The 15,808-nt window shown below is 70.6% G+C and carries 15 protein-coding genes; 11 read left to right on the top strand and 4 right to left on the bottom strand.

Features of this window, described 5'->3' with window-relative positions:
• Positions 1 to 7: 7 nt before the first annotated feature.
• The 3 genes from QSJ97_RS19015 to QSJ97_RS19005 form a co-directional block, all read right to left on the bottom strand.
• The gene (locus QSJ97_RS19015; RefSeq protein WP_285673674.1) at positions 8 to 1,219 is read right to left on the bottom strand and encodes a glycine C-acetyltransferase; all 1,212 of its coding nucleotides are present in this window, start codon (positions 1,217 to 1,219) and stop codon (positions 8 to 10) included.
• A gap of 187 nt (positions 1,220 to 1,406) precedes the next feature.
• Complete coding sequence (locus QSJ97_RS19010) at positions 1,407 to 3,584, bottom strand: xanthine dehydrogenase family protein molybdopterin-binding subunit (protein WP_285673672.1); 2,178 nt, start codon at positions 3,582 to 3,584, stop codon at positions 1,407 to 1,409.
• 3 nt (positions 3,585 to 3,587) lie between these two features.
• A complete protein-coding gene (locus tag QSJ97_RS19005; RefSeq protein WP_285673671.1) occupies positions 3,588 to 4,046 on the bottom strand; it encodes a (2Fe-2S)-binding protein in 459 nt (152 codons plus the stop codon).
• Between the two features lie 246 nt (positions 4,047 to 4,292).
• On the opposite strand from QSJ97_RS19005, the gene QSJ97_RS19000 reads away from it, so the two are divergent.
• The 3 genes from QSJ97_RS19000 (at position 4,293) to QSJ97_RS18990 (ending at position 7,659) form a co-directional block, all read left to right on the top strand.
• A complete protein-coding gene (locus tag QSJ97_RS19000; protein WP_285673670.1) occupies positions 4,293 to 5,198 on the top strand; it encodes an AraC family transcriptional regulator in 906 nt (301 codons plus the stop codon).
• Between the two features lie 109 nt (positions 5,199 to 5,307).
• On the top strand, positions 5,308 to 6,843 hold the full coding sequence (locus tag QSJ97_RS18995; RefSeq protein ID WP_285673669.1) for an ATP-binding response regulator: 1,536 nt from the start codon (positions 5,308 to 5,310) through the stop codon (positions 6,841 to 6,843).
• Between the two features lie 87 nt (positions 6,844 to 6,930).
• The gene (locus QSJ97_RS18990) at positions 6,931 to 7,659 is read left to right on the top strand and encodes a type 1 glutamine amidotransferase (RefSeq protein WP_285673668.1); all 729 of its coding nucleotides are present in this window, start codon (positions 6,931 to 6,933) and stop codon (positions 7,657 to 7,659) included.
• Between the two features lie 114 nt (positions 7,660 to 7,773).
• Here QSJ97_RS18990 and QSJ97_RS18985 read toward each other — a convergent pair whose 3' ends face one another.
• Complete coding sequence (locus QSJ97_RS18985; RefSeq protein WP_285673667.1) at positions 7,774 to 8,463, bottom strand: FadR/GntR family transcriptional regulator; 690 nt, start codon at positions 8,461 to 8,463, stop codon at positions 7,774 to 7,776.
• 199 nt (positions 8,464 to 8,662) lie between these two features.
• Between QSJ97_RS18985 and QSJ97_RS18980 the strand changes: the two genes are divergently transcribed.
• From QSJ97_RS18980 to QSJ97_RS18945, 8 genes are all read left to right on the top strand, one after another.
• Positions 8,663 to 10,135 carry a glutamine synthetase family protein gene (locus QSJ97_RS18980; RefSeq protein WP_285673666.1) on the top strand — a complete coding sequence of 491 codons (1,473 nt, stop codon included), beginning with the start codon at positions 8,663 to 8,665 and terminating at the stop codon, positions 10,133 to 10,135.
• A gap of 183 nt (positions 10,136 to 10,318) precedes the next feature.
• Complete coding sequence (locus QSJ97_RS18975) at positions 10,319 to 11,188, top strand: class II glutamine amidotransferase domain-containing protein (RefSeq protein ID WP_285673665.1); 870 nt, start codon at positions 10,319 to 10,321, stop codon at positions 11,186 to 11,188.
• Positions 11,176 to 12,045 (top strand): GltB/FmdC/FwdC-like GXGXG domain-containing protein, encoded by an 870-nt coding sequence (locus QSJ97_RS18970; RefSeq protein ID WP_285673663.1) that lies wholly within the window; start codon positions 11,176 to 11,178, stop codon positions 12,043 to 12,045. The genes QSJ97_RS18975 and QSJ97_RS18970 overlap by 13 nt, the downstream gene beginning before the upstream one ends.
• A 64-nt stretch (positions 12,046 to 12,109) precedes the next feature.
• Positions 12,110 to 13,471 carry an FMN-binding glutamate synthase family protein gene (locus QSJ97_RS18965; protein ID WP_285673661.1) on the top strand — a complete coding sequence of 454 codons (1,362 nt, stop codon included), beginning with the start codon at positions 12,110 to 12,112 and terminating at the stop codon, positions 13,469 to 13,471.
• A gap of 96 nt (positions 13,472 to 13,567) precedes the next feature.
• Complete coding sequence (locus QSJ97_RS18960) at positions 13,568 to 13,981, top strand: hypothetical protein (RefSeq protein ID WP_285673659.1); 414 nt, start codon at positions 13,568 to 13,570, stop codon at positions 13,979 to 13,981.
• Positions 13,981 to 14,862 carry a nitrilase-related carbon-nitrogen hydrolase gene (locus QSJ97_RS18955; protein ID WP_285673658.1) on the top strand — a complete coding sequence of 294 codons (882 nt, stop codon included), beginning with the start codon at positions 13,981 to 13,983 and terminating at the stop codon, positions 14,860 to 14,862. Before QSJ97_RS18960 ends, QSJ97_RS18955 begins: the two co-directional genes overlap by 1 nt.
• Positions 14,859 to 15,449: a hypothetical protein gene (locus QSJ97_RS18950; protein ID WP_285673656.1), complete on the top strand. Its 591-nt coding sequence runs from the start codon at positions 14,859 to 14,861 to the stop codon at positions 15,447 to 15,449. Before QSJ97_RS18955 ends, QSJ97_RS18950 begins: the two co-directional genes overlap by 4 nt.
• Before the next feature lie 24 nt (positions 15,450 to 15,473).
• The gene (locus QSJ97_RS18945; protein ID WP_285673655.1) at positions 15,474 to 15,764 is read left to right on the top strand and encodes a DUF1330 domain-containing protein; all 291 of its coding nucleotides are present in this window, start codon (positions 15,474 to 15,476) and stop codon (positions 15,762 to 15,764) included.
• Positions 15,765 to 15,808 lie beyond the last annotated feature (44 nt).

Raw genomic sequence — 15,808 nt, 5'->3', positions numbered from 1 at the left:
CGGGGGCTCAGGAGACGAGGCCGTGGGCGCGGCCGGCGGCGGTGAAGAGGTCCACCGCGCGGTCGATCTCGGCCTCGGTATGGGCGGCCGACATCTGCGTGCGGATGCGCGCCTGGCCCTTCGGCACCACCGGGTAGGAGAACGCCACGACATAGAGCCCGGCCGCCATCAGGTCGGCAGCCAGCCGCCCGGCCAGCGCCGCATCGCCGACCATCACCGGGATGATCGGGTGGCGCCCCGGCACCAGGGTGAAGCCCGCCGCGGTCATCTTCTCGCGGAAGCGCGCGGCATTGGCCTCGAGCCGGGCGCGGGCCCCGGTGGCGGCCTCGGCGATGTCGATCGCGGCGAGCGAGGCGGCGCAGATCGGCGGCGCCACGGCATTGGAGAAGAGATAGGGCCGGGCGCGCTGGCGCAGCAGCTCGACGATCGCCGCCGGCCCCGCGACATAGCCCCCCGAGGCGCCGCCGAGCGCCTTGCCGAGCGTGCCGGTGAGGATCTGCACCCGCCCCTCGGTGCCGGTCAGCTCCGGCGTGCCGGCGCCGCGCGCGCCGAGAAAGCCGGTGGCGTGGCAGTCGTCCACCATCACCATCGCGCCGTAGCGCTCGGCGAGGTCGCAGATCGCCGGCAGGTCGGCGATGATCCCGTCCATCGAGAACACCCCGTCGGTGGCGATCAGCTTGTGCCGGGCGCCTTCGGCCTCCCTTAGCCGGGCCTCGAGCTCGGCCATGTCGTTGTTGGCATAGCGCAGGCGCCTCGCCTTGCAGAGCCGGATGCCGTCGATGATCGAGGCGTGGTTGAGCGCGTCCGAGATGATCGCGTCTTCCGGCCCGAGCAGCGGCTCGAAGAGCCCGCCATTGGCGTCGAAGCAGGAGGGGAAGAGGATCGCGTCCTCGGTGCGCAGATAGCCGGCGATGCGCCGCTCGAGCCGGTGGTGCAGGTCCTGCGTGCCGCAGATGAAGCGCACCGAGGCCATGCCGAAGCCGTGGCTGTCGAGCGCCGCCTTGGCCGCCTCGATCAGCCGCGGATCGTCGGCCAGCCCGAGATAGTTGTTGGCGCAGAGATTGATCGCCTCGCCGCTGCCGCCATCGGCGGCGACGCGGATGTGGCTCGACTGCGGGGAGAGGATCTCGCGCTCGGATTTCCGGGTGCCGGCGGCGGTGATCTCCTCGAGCGCCGCGGCGGCGGCGGCGATCAGCGGATGGGGCGCGGGGGCATTCATCGGGTGATTCCTCGGTCTTGCCCGGCGGGGGCCGGGCCGGCAGGTGGAAGCGGGGCCGCGCCAGACTAGCGCGCGCCGCCGCGGCCGGCCACCGGTCTGCGACCGCTCGCCACCCGGGATCGACAGGAATTGCCGGATGTCGCGGGAGAGGGGGTGCGGGGAGGGGTGGGCCCTCCCCGCGGCGGCGTCAGGCGCGGCCGAGATCGCGCTCGGGCGCCGCGAAGGGCAGGCGCCGCTTGGCGGCTCCGGTCAGCACCCGCCAGGCATTGCCGACCGCCGGCGCCAGCGGCGGCACGCCGGGCTCGCCGATGCCGCTGGGCGCCTCGGCGCTGGCGATGATCGAGACCTCGACCACCGGCATCTCGGGGATGCGCAGCAGGGGATAGGTGTCGAAATTGGTCTGCGCCACCCGGCCGCCTTCCTCGAGGGTCAGCTCGTTGTGCAGCGCCGCCGAGAGGCCGTAGCCGACGCCGCCCTCGACCTGCGCGCGGATGATGTTGGGGTTGACCGCGACCCCGCAATCCACCGCCGCCCAGACCTTGTGCACCTTCGGCATGCCGTCCGCCTCGGAGACCTCGGCGATCATCGCCACATGGGTGCCGAAGCTCTTGTGCAGCGCGACGCCGAGCGCCCGGTCGCCGCGGCCCGGCCCCTGCCAGCCGGAGATCTCGGCGACCCGCTCGAGCACCGCCCGGTCGCGCGGCCGGTCGCCGCGGATCAGCCGCAGCCGGCCCTCCACCGCGTCCTGCCCGCCCTTCGCCAGCAGCTCGTCGAGGAACACCTCGGTGGCATAGGCGGTGTGGGTGTGGCCCACCGAGCGCCACCAGAGCACCGGCACGCCGGCCTCCATCCGCGCCCAGGAGACCCGGTGCGCCGGCCAGGCATAGGGCATGTCGCGCGCGCCCTCGACCGAGGTGGCGTCGACCCCGTCCTGCATCAGCATCTCGAAGGGGCTGCCGGCCACGATCGACTGGTTGGCGATGGTGTTCTCCCAGGCCGAGATCCGGCCCTCGGCATTGAGCGCGCCGCGCAGCCGGTGCACCGTGAGCGGGCGGTAGTGACCGCCGGTGATGTCGTCCTCGCGGGTCCAGAGCAGCTTGTAGGCGCCGGGCCCGGCGGCGCGGGCGATCTCGCCGATCTCGGCGGCGAGATGCGATGTGGGCTGCGCGCGCCGGCCGAAGCTGCCGCCGGCGAGCATGGTGTTGATGCGCACCTGCGCCGGGTCGAGCCCGAGGGCGCCGGCCACGACCTGGTGGTCCACCGTCTGCAGCTGCGAGCCCATCCAGAGCTCGGCGCTGTCGCCGCGATGCTCGATCACCGCATCCAGCGGCTCGAGCGGGGCATGGGCGAGATAGGGGAACTCGAACTCCGCCTCATGGGTGGTCGCCGCCGCGGCGAAGGCGGCATCGACATCGCCGCCGCCCTCCACCGGGGTGGCCGGCCTGCGCGCCGCCTCGGCGAAGATGCGGGCCAGCTCGTCGGTCGAGCGGGTCTCGGCGGCGCTCTCGTCCCAGTCGATCTCCAGCGCATCGCGGCCCTGCAGCGCCGCCCAGGTGTTGCGGCCATAGACCGCGACGCCCGCGCCGATCCGCGCCACCCGCTCGACCCCGGCGACGGCCAGCGCCGCCGTCTCGTCCACGCTCGCCACCACCGCGCCGAATTTCGGCGGATGCGCGACCGCCACGGTCAGCATCCCCTCGCGGTAGACATCGATGGTGAACTTGGCCGTGCCGGTGGATTTCGCCCGGCTGTCGAGCCGCGGCCGGTCGGTGCCGATCAGGCGGAACTCGGAGGGCTCCTTGAGCCGGGGCGCCTCCGGCGCGGCCTGCCCGGCCGCCGCCTCGGCCAGTTCGCCGAAGCTGGCGGACTTGCCGGAGGGGTGCGAGAGGATGCCTTCGGCCACCGCGATCTCGCCGGCCGGCACGCCCCAGCGCGCGGCCGCCGCGGCCACCAGCATCGCCCGCGCCGCGGCGCCGGCCCGGCGCATCTGCAGATAGGCGTTGGCGATGGCGGTGGAGCCGCCGGTGCCCTGGATGCCGAAGGCGAGGTTGGCATAGATCTGGGGGTCCGAGGGCGCGTGCTCGGCGCGCATCTGGTCCCAGCTGGCATCCATCTCCTCGGCGACCAGCGTGGCCAGCCCGGTCATCGGGCCCTGGCCGAACTCGATATGCTTGATCAGCACGGTGACGGTGTTGTCGGGCGCGACGCGGATGAAGGCGTTGGGCGCGAAGACCGCGTCGGCCTCGCCCCGGATCACCGCGGCGGCGCCGGACTGCGCACGCGCGGCCCCGGGCAGCGCCAGGCCGATCACCAGCCCGGCAGCGCCGGCCAGCATCTCGCGTCGGTTGGGTGCGATCTTGGTCATGGCTCAGCCCTCCAGCTTGGCGGCGGCGTCGTGGATCGCCTGGCGGATGCGCACATAGCTGGCGCAGCGGCAGGCATTGCCCTCCATGGCGAAGTCGATGTCCTCGTCGCTCGGCTTCGGCGTCTCGCGCAGCAGCGCCGTGGCCGCCACCACCTGGCCGGACTGGCAGTAGCCGCATTGCGGCACGTCGATCGCCACCCAGGCCTCGCGCACCGCCGCCGCCTCGCGGCCCTCGAGGCCCTCGATGGTGGTGACCTCCGAGCCCGCGACGGCCGCGACCGGGGTCACGCAGGCGCGGCTGGCGACGCCGTCGATCATCACGGTGCAGGCGCCGCATTGCGCGATGCCGCAGCCGAACTTGGTGCCGGTCATCCGCAGCTCGTCGCGCAGCGCCCACAGAAGCGGGGTGTCCTCGGGAATCGAGAGGGAGACCTCCCGTCCGTTGAGCTTGAAATCGGTCATGCCGCATCCCTTCCTCGGTTCTGCCCGGCGGTCCGGGCGATGGTGGGAGATATAGCGCGGCGGCGCGGCGCAGCGACGGCGATGGCGGGTCGGTTCCTCTCTATCTCTTGCCCGATCCTGCCCGGATGCGCCGCCGGGGCTCGGCGGAGCGCCCGCTTGCTGTCTATTCTGTGCTCCGGACGGGCCGGATGGGCAGGATGGGCCGGACGGGCCGGGCGGGCCGGGCGGCAGACGGGAGGTGCTGGCATGACGCGGATCGGATCGCTCCTGCGGGAGCTGCTCGCGGAGCACGCGGCGGGCACGCCCAACGGCATGGTCGAGGGCCAGGTGCCCGGCGTGCGGCTCTACTGGGCGCAGGACTACGTGCCCTGCACCCCGGTGCTCTACGATGCCGGGCTGGTGATCATCGGGCAGGGCTACAAGATCGGGCGCCTCGGCGCGCGCGAGTTCCGCTACGACCCGCAGACCTATCTCGTGGTCTCGGTGCCGATGCCCTTCGAATGCGAGACCTTCGCCACCCCGGAAGAGCCGCTGATGGGGGTCTTCATCGGGATCGACCGGGCGATGCTCGGCGAGCTGGTGGACCTCATCGACGGCACGGCGCCGGGGGCCGCCGGCGCGGCGGCCGGCGACCCGGGCTGGCTCGGCGCCGAGCCGGTGCGGCTCGACCCGGGGATGGCCGATGCGGTGGAGCGGCTGCTGCTGGCCCATGGCAACCCGGCGGATGCCCGCGCGCTCGGCCCCGGGCTGGCCCGCGAGGTGGTCTATCGCGCGCTCACCGGCGGGCATGGCGCGGCGCTTCGCGCGCTGGCCCGGGCCGACACGCGCGCCGCCTGCATCGCCCGGGCAATCGGCCGCATCCATACCGGCTTCACCGGGCGCCTGCCGGTGGCCGAGCTGGCCGAGGAGGCCGGGCTCAGCGTCTCGGCGTTTCACCGCGCCTTCAAGGAGGTGACCGCCGAGACCCCGCTGCAATATCTCAAGAAGCTCCGGCTCAACCGGGCCAAGGCGCTGATCCTGCACAACAATCTGACGCCAAGCCGGGCCGCCCACGCGGTCGGCTACGAGAGCCCCTCGCAGTTCAGCCGCGACTTCCGCCGCTATTTCCGCCACCCGCCCTCGGAGGCGCAGAACATTCCCGGCCCGCCCTGACCGCCGCCGGCCCGCCCGGCGGAGCCCGCGCTTGCAGTTTTTCCCCGCGGCGGGCAAGACTTGGCGGGTGCCAGCAGGCTGGTGCGACGAACGGGCGTTGGAGTTGAGCGTGACCGAGGCAGCCGACCGGGCGGGGAGCGTCGACGATCTCGAGGCGATCGTGGAGTCGACCAAGGCGATCCTCTGGGAGGCCCAGCTTCCGGATCTGCACTTCACCTTCGTGTCGGCCTTTGCCGAGACGCTGCTCGGCCACCCGGAGGCGGCCTGGTATCGCCCCGGCTTCTGGGAGAGCATGATCCACCCGGAGGACCGCGAGCGCGCGCTCGCCTTCTGCATGGAGCAGACCGCCGAGGGCCGCGACCACGAGCTCGAATACCGGATGCGCGCGGCCGACGGGCGCTATCTCTGGCTGCGCGACATCGTCACCGTGATGCAGGAGGGCGCCGGCGGCTGCCGCCTGCGCGGGGTGATGATCGACATCACCGCGGTCAAGCAGCTCGAGGCCGAGCTGCGCGCCGCCAAGGAGGCGGCCGAGGCGGCGAATGCGGCGAAGAACAGCTTCGTCGCGCATATGGGCCACGAGCTGCGCACCCCGCTCAACACCATCCTCGGCATGACCCAGCTCGCCGCGCAGCGCGCGCTGCCGGCGGATGTGAAGCGGATGTTCGGCCTGATCGACCAGTCGGGGCGGGCGCTGCTCGGCCTGATCAACGAGGTGCTCGACTATGCCCGCGGCTGGAGCGAGCAACTCACGCTGAACGAGGAATGGTTCGAGGTGGAGCGACTGATGCAGAGCGTGTTGGCAGAGCAGCAGGGGCAGGCGATCGCGAAGGGCCTTCGGCTGGGAATCGATCTCGATCCGGGCCTGCCCGAACGCCATTTCGGCGACCCGATGCGGGTCGGCCAGATCGTCACCAACCTGCTCTCCAACGCGATCAACTATACCGAGACCGGCGGCGTGCGCGTCACCGTCGCGCCCGCCGAGGCGGGACTCAGGATCGCGGTGATCGACACCGGGATCGGGATGAGCCCGGAATTCGCCGCGCGCGCCTTCGAGCCCTTCCTGCGCGACCATTCCGCCGGCGTGCAGGAGCGGGACGGGCTCGGCCTCGGCCTCGCCATCGTGCACAACACCGTCGAGCGGATGTCCGGCACGGTGAAGATCGACAGCGCCCCGGGCGCCGGCACCACGGTCAGCGTCGAGCTGCCGCTGCGCGCCGATGTCGAGACCACGCCGGTGCGCGCCCATGCGCTCTGCGTCGAGGACAACCCGGCCCATGCCATGCTGATGAAGGAGCTGCTGAAGCTCTGCAACATCACCTCCGAGCCGGCCGATGGCGGCGCTGCGGCGCTGGAACGGCTCGCACGCGGCGGCATCGACCTCGTGGTGATGGATGTCCGGATGCCCGGCATGGACGGGATCGAGCTGGTGCGCCGCATCCGCGCCGGCGAGGCGGCCTCGGGCCGCGTGCTGCCGGTGGTCGGGGTCTCGGCCGATGCGATGCCGCGCTGCATGGCGGAATGCCTCGAGGCCGGCATGGACGCCTACATCGCCAAGCCGATCCGCTATGACGAGCTCTCCGCGGTGATCGACCGGGTGCTGGACGAGCTCCCGCCGGGCGGGGCCGCCCCCGCCGCCGGCTGAGGCCGCGGCCCGCCGGACCCGCCGCCAATTCCATTCCCGCGCCGCCCCGGGCCTGCCCGGCGCGCCCATCGAGAGGGACCCCCCGACATGAAGATCCTCGTCCTGCAGCATGCCCGCGCCGAGCACCCCGGCGCCTTCCGCCCCTTCCTCGAGGAGGACGGCCACAGCTGGCACCCGGTGCATCTCGACGAGGGCGAGCCGGTGCCCGAGGCATCGGCGCTCGAGGGCAACGACGCGCTCTGGGTGATGGGCGGGCCGATGGATGTCTGGCAGGAGGAGGCGCATCCCTGGCTGGCGCCGGAGAAGCGGCTGATCCGCACCGCGGTGGAGGAGCGCGGCATGCCCTTCCTCGGGCTCTGCCTCGGGCACCAGCTGCTGGCGGAGGCGGTCGGCGGCCGGGTCGGCCCCTCGGCGACGCCGGAGATCGGCGTGATGGATGTGCGCCTCACCGAGGTCGGCGCCACCACGGTGATCTTCGACGATCTGCCTGAGGTCTTCGCCTGCCTGCAATGGCACGGCGCCGAGGTGCTGGAGATGCCGGCCGGGGCGAGCTGCCTCGCCACCTCGCCGGCCTGCGCGGTGCAGGCGATGGCCTGGGGCCCGCGCGCCTATTCGGCGCAGTTCCACATCGAGGTGGAGCCCGACACCGTGGCGAACTGGCTCGCGATCCCGGAATACCGCGCCTCGCTGGAGGCGGCGATGGGGCCGGACGGGCCGGCGCGCCTGGCGGCCGACTGCGCGGCGCGGATGGCCGAGTTCAACCGCCTCGCCGAGCGGGTCTACATCAACTGGATGCAGACCGCGGCACGGGTCTGAGCCCGGCCGGAGGGCGGGTGCCGGCGCGGTCCTGCGCCGGCTTTGGTCCGATTTCGGTGGGGTTTTGGTACAGGCGCGGCGCGCGCCCCGCGCAGCCGGTCAGGTGCCGGCCGGTCAGGTGCTGGCGGCGCGGGTCAGCGACAGCCGGGCGGTTTCCAGATGCCGCTTCATCGCCTCCGCCGCGCGCTCCGGCTCGCGCTCGCGGATCGCCGCGACGATCTCGCGGTGCTGGCGGTTGTAGGCGGCGATCATCTCGCGGTCGAGCGTCAGGGTCCGCATCCGGTACCACTGGTCGCGCCCGCGCACCGAGCTGATCTGGCCGACGATCCAGATCAGCAGGCCGTTGCCGGTGCTCTGGGCGAGCAGGGTGTGGAACTCGGTATCGGCATCGGAGAAGCGCTCCGGGTTGCCCTCGCTCTCCTCCATCTGGCCGAGCAGCGCCTCGTAGCGGTCGAGATCCTCGCGCCGGGCATGCAGCACGGCGAGCCGGCAGATATGCGGCTCGAGGGCGAAGCGGGTATCGATCAGTTCGAGCGGGCCGGTGTTGTCGATCACCGGGTTGACCGCGCCGACGGCAGAGCTGCGGACATAGGCGCCGCTGCCCGGGCGGATCTCCACCAGCCCCTCGCGCGCCAGCCGGCCGAGCGCCTCGCGCACGGTGCCGCGGGCGACGCCGAATCGTTCGGAAAGCGCGCGTTCCGGGGGCAGGCGGTCGCCCTGCATCAGGTGACCCGACATGATCTCCCTGCGGAGGCTCGCGGTGACCTCGCTCGAGCCGATGCGCCGGCGGCCTTCACTTTCCATGGTGGCTCCCTTGATTTTGATCCAATAATATACCGAACGTGGCGTGAGGCAAGTTTTCTGTCCGCAATTGGCTCAAAAGAGGTTGCGCTCCGGTGCGAATCGAGTAGCGTTTCCAGCAGCCGAACAGACCCGTCGCCTAGCGCGGGCCTCGCCAACTCCTGGGAGGTCCGGAATGGGTCCAGAACAGGGAGAGCGAGCATTGGCACAGCAGGATATCGAAGCCTTCGTCGAGGCTGACGGCCGCGAGGCACTGGTACGGGAGGTGCGTCAGAAGATCGACGCCCTCGGCATCGAGTATCTCTATCTGCAGTTCGTCTCGGTGACGGGGCGGATCTGCGGCAAGGGCATCCCCGCGGATCACTGGGAGAGCATCTCGCGCAAGGGCTTCCAGCTCGTCTACGGCGCGACGGTCAACCTGTTCACCAACCGCCATGGCGAGTATCTCGGCTATGGCCCGGAGGCGGCGGAGCTCGTCGGCATCCCCGAGCCCGAGACCTTCTGCCAGCTCCCCTGGGACAAGCGCGTGGCGCGCATCTGGTGCACGCTGTTCCGCAACCGCGAGGAGCGCGAGGACGCCGGCGCCTACCTGACCTCCGACTGCCGCGGCAACCTGCGCCGCCTGCATGCCGCCTTCAAGGAGAAGCACGGCTGCCACCTGCGCTCGGGCACCGAGCCGGAGATGATGTGGCTGAAGAAGGACGAGAACGGCCAGCCGAACGGCGGGTTTTCCAACCCCTACTGCTACCACATCGACCAGTTCGAGAGCCTGCGCCCGGTCTACATGAAGGTGATCGAGTATTCCCGCGCGATGGGGCTCGACATCATCCAGGGCGACCATGAGGACGCGCCGGGCCAGCTCGAGCTGAACTGGTCCTTCGACGACTGCGAGCGCACCGCCGACCGGCTCTCGACCTATCGCCAGATCTGCGCGCAGGTCGGCCGCGAGTTCAACCTGATCGCCTGTTTCATGACCAAGCCCTTCATGGGCGTCTCGGCCTCGGGCTGCCACCACAACATCTCGCTGTGGACCGGCGGCGAGGACGCGCCGAAGAAGCTCGGCCAGGAGACCCGCGCGGCGATGGACGAGGTGTTTACCTATCGTTCGGGCGGCGAGAACCTGTTCGACCCGGAGGGCGACGACCGGCAGATGCCGGGCATCGTCGGGCAGCACTCGATCGGCGGCATCGTCAAGCATCTCGACGCGATGACCGCGATCGGCTGCTCCACGGTCAACTCCTACCGCCGGCTCTGGGACACCGGCTTCTGGGCGCCGGTCTTCAAGGACTGGGGCTTCCAGAACCGCACCACGGGCCTGCGCATCTCGGCGCCGGGGCGGTTCGAGTTCCGCTCGGTGGACTCGATGGTCAACCCCTACCTGATGGCCTCGGCGATCCTGCAGGCATGCGACGACGGCATCTCCAACAAGATCGACTGCGGCAAGCCCGAGGAGCGCAACATCTACGCCGCCATGGAGGCCGGCAAGCAGGTCGCCAAGCTGCCGATGACGCTGGGCGCGGCGCTCGAGGCGCTGGCCGCGGACGATGTGATCAAGAGCGCGATGCCGGGCGAGATGTACCGGCTCTATCACGAGTACAAGACCGACGAGTGGGAGCGCTTCAACCACACCGTCACGGACTGGGATCAGAAGACCTATCTCGACTGCCTGCCCTGATCTCGGGCCTGTCGGGAAGGACAACCGCCGTTCCGGGGCGTGGCGAAGAGCGCCCCGATCCCTGCGGGGACGCCGCTGGCCGCGGCCCGGAACGGCTGCAAGCAAGGGTCAAACGCAATGTGTGGAATTGCAGGCCTCATCCATCGAGGCAAGACTTCGAACGTGGGCGGCGAGATGACCTCGATGCTCCAATCGCTGAAGCATCGGGGGCCGGATTCGACCGGCTTCGCGGTCTACGGCTCCGGCAACCCGGGCGACTACGTGATGCGCCTGAAGGTTGCCGAGCAGGAGGACATGGGCAAGGGCTCGGGCGTGCGCGACCTGATCGAGGCGCGCATCGCCGAGGTCGACAAGCGCCTGGCCTCGCATGACGCCCAGGTGAAGTCGCAGAGCCGGGTCACGCCCTATGCGCTGCGCTACGTGCTCGGCCATTCCGGCGACACCGAGGCGATGGCCAAGCATATCGAGGAGGTCGAGGGCGTCGAGATCCTCTCGCTCGGCAACGCGCTCGAGCTGATCAAGGATCTCGGCGACGCGACCGTGGTCTCGGGCCAGTACGCGCTCGGCGATTTCGCCGGCACGCATGCCATCGGGCACACCCGGATGGCGACCGAATCCGACGTCGACATCCGCTCCGCGCATCCCTACTGGGCGTTTCCCTACAACGACGTCTCGGTGGTGCATAACGGCCAGATCACCAACTACTGGATCATGCGCCGCCAGATGGAGCGCAAGGGCCACCGCTTCATGTCGAACTGCGACAGCGAGCTGCTCGCGGTCTACACCGCGCACAACCTGGCCAACGGCGTGAGCCTCGAGGACAGCCTGCGCCAGTCGATCGATGAGATCGACGGGGTGTTCACCTATCTCGTGGCCACCAGCGACCAGCTCGGCATGGCCAAGGACACCATGGCCGCCAAGCCGCTGGTGCTCTACGAATCCGACGAGCTGATCGCCATGGCCTCGGAGGAGGTCGCGATCCGCTCGATCCTGCCGCAGGAAATCGACACCACCGATCCTTACGATGAGGAGGTCCGGGTATGGCAAGCGTGAGCGACGCCGAGCTCAAGACCATGAGCCAGGAGGAGCGCGCCCGCGCCCTCGGGATGATGACCGAGCAGCTGACCTCGCGCTCGATGTTCATCGAGTTCAAGCCGGGGGAGGAGGCCCGCTTCGGCTATCCCTGGGCGCCGGATGTCGATTTCAACAAGCGCACCGAGATCGACGCCGACGCGATGACCACGACCGAGGTCAACGCGAAGATCCGCGGCCTGATGCGCGAGGGCTTCGGCACCATCGTGGTGAAGAACCCGCGCGGCAAGCACAGCCTCGGGGTCGGCATCCTGAGCCGGCTCAACCTGATCTTCGAGGGCTCGCTCGGCTATTTCGGCACCGGGCTGATCGACGGGCCGAACGTCCGCATCAACGGGCGCGTCGGCTGGTCCTGCGCCGAGAACATGATGTCGGGCACCGTGGTGGTCGAGAAGAATGCCGGCTCCACCTTCGGCGCGGCGATCCGCGGCGGCGACCTGGTCTGCAAGGGCTCCGTCGGCAGCCGCACCGGCATCGACATGAAGGGCGGAACGATCATCGTCGGCGGCGACACCGGCGCGCTCTCGGGCTTCATGATGCAGCGCGGGCGCATGGTGGTCTGCGGCAATGCCGGCAAGAACCTCGGCGACTCGATGTATGACGGCACGATCTTCATCGGCGGCTCGATCCGCTCGCTGGGCGTCGATGCCGTCGAGGCCGAGCTGACCGATCTCGACCGCAAGTGGCTGACCCGCAAGCTCACCCAGTACGGGCTGATGCCGGACAAGGGCGTCGACCACTTCACCAAGGTCGTGGCGGGCAAGCAGCTCTGGAACTACGACAACCTCGAGCCCTCCGAGAAGAAGCTGATCCTCTGACGGCATGCACCCGTCTGCCGGGGGCTATGGTGCCCCCGGCCAAGTCAAAAGTCTGGAGACCATCATGGCCGACGGAGCACCGACCAAGAAGCCGCTCGACCGGGACCCGTACCGGCTCGGCAATTCCTTCGTCTTCCCGCCGCGGGTGATCGACGACATCCATGTGAAGGCCGAGCTCGGCCGCTACCGGATGCGCGGGTTCTCGCTGTTCAAGAAGATCCCGCACTGGGACGACCTGACCTTCCTGCCCGGCACGCTGACGCGGTTCGTCATCGAGGGCTACCGGGAGAAATGCGACACCAAGACGGTGATCGGCCCGCGCGCCAAGCGCCCGATCGAGCTCGACATCCCGGTCTATGTCACCGGCATGAGCTTCGGCGCGCTGAGCTACGAGGCCAAGACCGCGCTGGCCCGCGGCGCCACCATGGCCGGCACCGCGACCTGCTCGGGCGAGGGCGGCATGATCCCCGACGAGCGCCGCTACAGCTCGAAATGGTTCTACCAGTGCATCCAGAGCCGCTACGGCTTCAACCCGAACCACCTGGTCCTGGCGGATGGCTGCGAGTTCTTCATCGGGCAGGGCTGCAAGGTCGGCCTCGGCGGCCACCTGATGGGCCAGAAGGTGACCGACCAGGTCGCCGAGATGCGCTCGCTGCCCGCCGGCATCGACCAGCGCTCGCCGGCCCGGCACCCGGACTGGCTGGGCCCGGACGATCTCGCGCTGAAGATCCAGGAGATCCGCGAGGCGACCGACTGGCAGATCCCGATCCAGCTCAAGCTCGGCGCCGCCCGCGTCTATGACGACGTGCGCATGGCGGTGAAATGCGACCCGGACTCGATCTATATCGACGGCATGGAGGGCGGCACCGGCGCCGGCCCGCACCTCGCCACCGAGGATACCGGCGTGCCCGGCATGGCGGCGATCCGGCAGGCGCGGCGCGCCATCGACGATCTCGGCAAGCGCGGCGAGATCACGCTGATCTATGCCGGCGGCATCCGCAACGGCGCCGATGTGGCGAAGGCGATCGCGCTGGGTGCCGATGCCATCGCGCTCGGCCATTCGGTGATGATGGCGCTGAACTGCAACAAGGACATCCCGGAGGCCAACTATCCCGAGGAGATCGGCTCGGAGCCCGGCTACTGCTACCACTGCCACACCGGGCGCTGCCCGGTCGGCGTGGCGACGCAGGACCCGGCGCTGCGCAAGCGGCTCGACCCGGACGAGGCGGCGGAGCGGGTCTACAACTTCCTGCACACGCTGACCATCGAGGCGCAGCTCTTCGCCCGCGCCTGCGGCAAGACCAACCTGCACAGCCTCGAGCCGGAGGACCTGGCGGCGCTGACCATGGAAGCCTCGGCGATGGCGGGCGTGCCGCTGGCCGGCACCGAGCACACCGTGGGCATCGCGGATTATCACCATCTCTGAGGGCATCCGCGGGACCGGGGGCATCGAGCCCCCGGCCCCGCGGCGATCCCCGCGGGGGATCGCGGGCGCCTCTGACAAACGCAAGGAATTCGAGACATGGCGGGCACCAGCTACAAGGGCTCCGAGATCACCGATGTGGACCAGTTCCTGACCGATGCGGAGGGGCTCGCCTCCGCGCGCGAGAAGGAGATCGGCCAGCATATCGGCTATCGCTACGACGTGAACCTCGTGCCGGACTACGACCGGATCACGCCGTTCCTGAAGGATTATGTCGAGTTCATGGGATGGGACGACCTGAACTGGCTCGAGGACGTGCACATGGGCTACGAGGAGGGCAAGCCGGCGGTGTTCGACCGCAACATCAACGGCTGGGTCCGGGTGCCGGACAGCATCTCGCTGCCGGACAACCAGCAGGACCGGGACATGATCGCGCGCGAGCTGCTGATCAAGTTCCAGATGTCGGACCGGCATCCGCTGGTCACGCTGCGCAAGGCCTACACGAAGTTCTGATGGCGCGCCGTCTCGCCATCGCCTGCCTGCAGACGCGCCCCCGCGCCGATTTCGAGGGGGCGCTGGCGGAGGCGCTCGGCCTGGCCGGGCAGGCCGCCGCGGGCGGCGCGCAGCTCATCGCGCTGCCCGAATACTGCGGCGGGCTCGCCACCGAGGGCGGCATGATCGCGCCGCCCGCGGCGGCGGAGGCGGACCATCCGGTGGTGCAGGGGCTGCGGGCCTTCGCGCGGGACCGCGGCGTCTGGCTGCTGGTCGGCTCGGTCGCGGTGCCGGGGCCGGCGGGGCGGGTGCTGAACCGCGGGCTGACCATCGCGCCGGACGGCGCGATCGCCGCGCGCTACGACAAGATCCACATGTTCGACATCCAGCTCTCGGAGACGGAGGTCTACCGCGAGAGCGCCCGGGTGGCGCCGGGGGCGGCGGCCTGCCTCGCGGAGGCCGCCGGCGCGCGGATCGGCCACACGATCTGCTACGACCTGCGCTTTCCGGCGCTCTACCGCGATCTGGCGCAGGCCGGGGCGGAGATCCTCGCGGTGCCGGCGGCCTTCACGCGCAGGACCGGCGAGGCGCACTGGCACGTGCTGAACCGGGCGCGCGCCATCGAGAACGGCGCCTTCGTGGTGAGCCCCTGCGCCATCGGCCCGGTGCCGGGGGGCGGCGAGAGCTATGGCCATTCGCTGATCGTCGGGCCCTGGGGCGAGGTGCTGGCCGATGGCGGCACCGAGCCCGGCGTGGTGGCGGCGACGATCGATCTCGACGCGGTGGCCGAGGCGCGGGCGAAGATCCCGAGCCTGACCCATGACCGCGCCTTCGCCCCGGCAGGGGCTTCCGGAACCGGCCGTGCGGGACACGGCCCGACAGACCCAAAGGAGGTCGCATGAGCGAGCTCACCGCCGCCCTCGGCATCGCGCCGGTGCGTCACCCGCTGCGCGATGCCTTCCTGAAATGGCAGTGCCGGGTGCGCCAGATCGCGATGCGCGAGGGGCTCGGCCGGCCCGACGACGCGGTCACGCCCGAACTCTGGCTGGAGGGCGCCGAGGCGCCGATGGGCCATGTCATCACCGTGCTCAACAAGGCGCCCAACGCCTCGAAGACGCCGGAGCTGATGCATATCGCCAAGCGCACCGCCGACCCGGCGGAGCGGCGCGGCAAGGCGCTCGAGTTCCTGTCGCAGACCTATTACCAGAAGGGCCAGGAATTCTCCGACATGCTGACGGCGACCTTCCCGCCGGGCTCGGAGGGGGCGGCGCGGATCCGCGAGGCCGGGCGCTGCCGGCTGGTCTTCGAGGCCTATGCGCAGCGCTGGGAGCTCGCCTGCCGGGTCTGGCGGCTGGCCGAGCACCACCCGCTGCACCAGGCGACCTGGTGGCACAATTTCCTCTTCAACCCGCAGCTCGCGCCGGACACGGTGATCCTCGGCTTCGAGCCCGACTGGGCGGCGAGCGCCGCCGATCCGAGTCCGGTCTGAGGCCTGAGGGAGCGCGCCCGGCCGATGCCCTTCGGATATGTCATCGCGCAGATCGACGTGACCGACCCGGCGGCCTATCCCGACTATGTCGCGATGGTCGGCCCGGTGGTGGCGCGGTTCGGCGGCGAGTTCCTCGTGCGCGGCGGCCGGGCGGAGTATCACGAGGGCGAGCCGCCGGGCCGGCGCACCGTGGTGATCCGCTTCCCCAGCTTCGAGGCGGCGCGGGACTGGTATCATTCCGAGGACTATGCCGCGGCGAAGCTGCTCAGGCAGCGGGCCTCGACAAGCGTGCAGACCATCGTGGAGGGTGTCTGAGGGCCGGCCAAGGCCCCGGACCGGAAGAACAGGGAGACAGAACA

Source organism: Paralimibaculum aggregatum (assembly GCF_030270585.1).
Classification (GTDB): domain Bacteria; phylum Pseudomonadota; class Alphaproteobacteria; order Rhodobacterales; family Rhodobacteraceae; genus Thermohalobaculum; species Thermohalobaculum aggregatum.
This window is presented reverse-complemented; position numbering and strand designations above follow the sequence as displayed.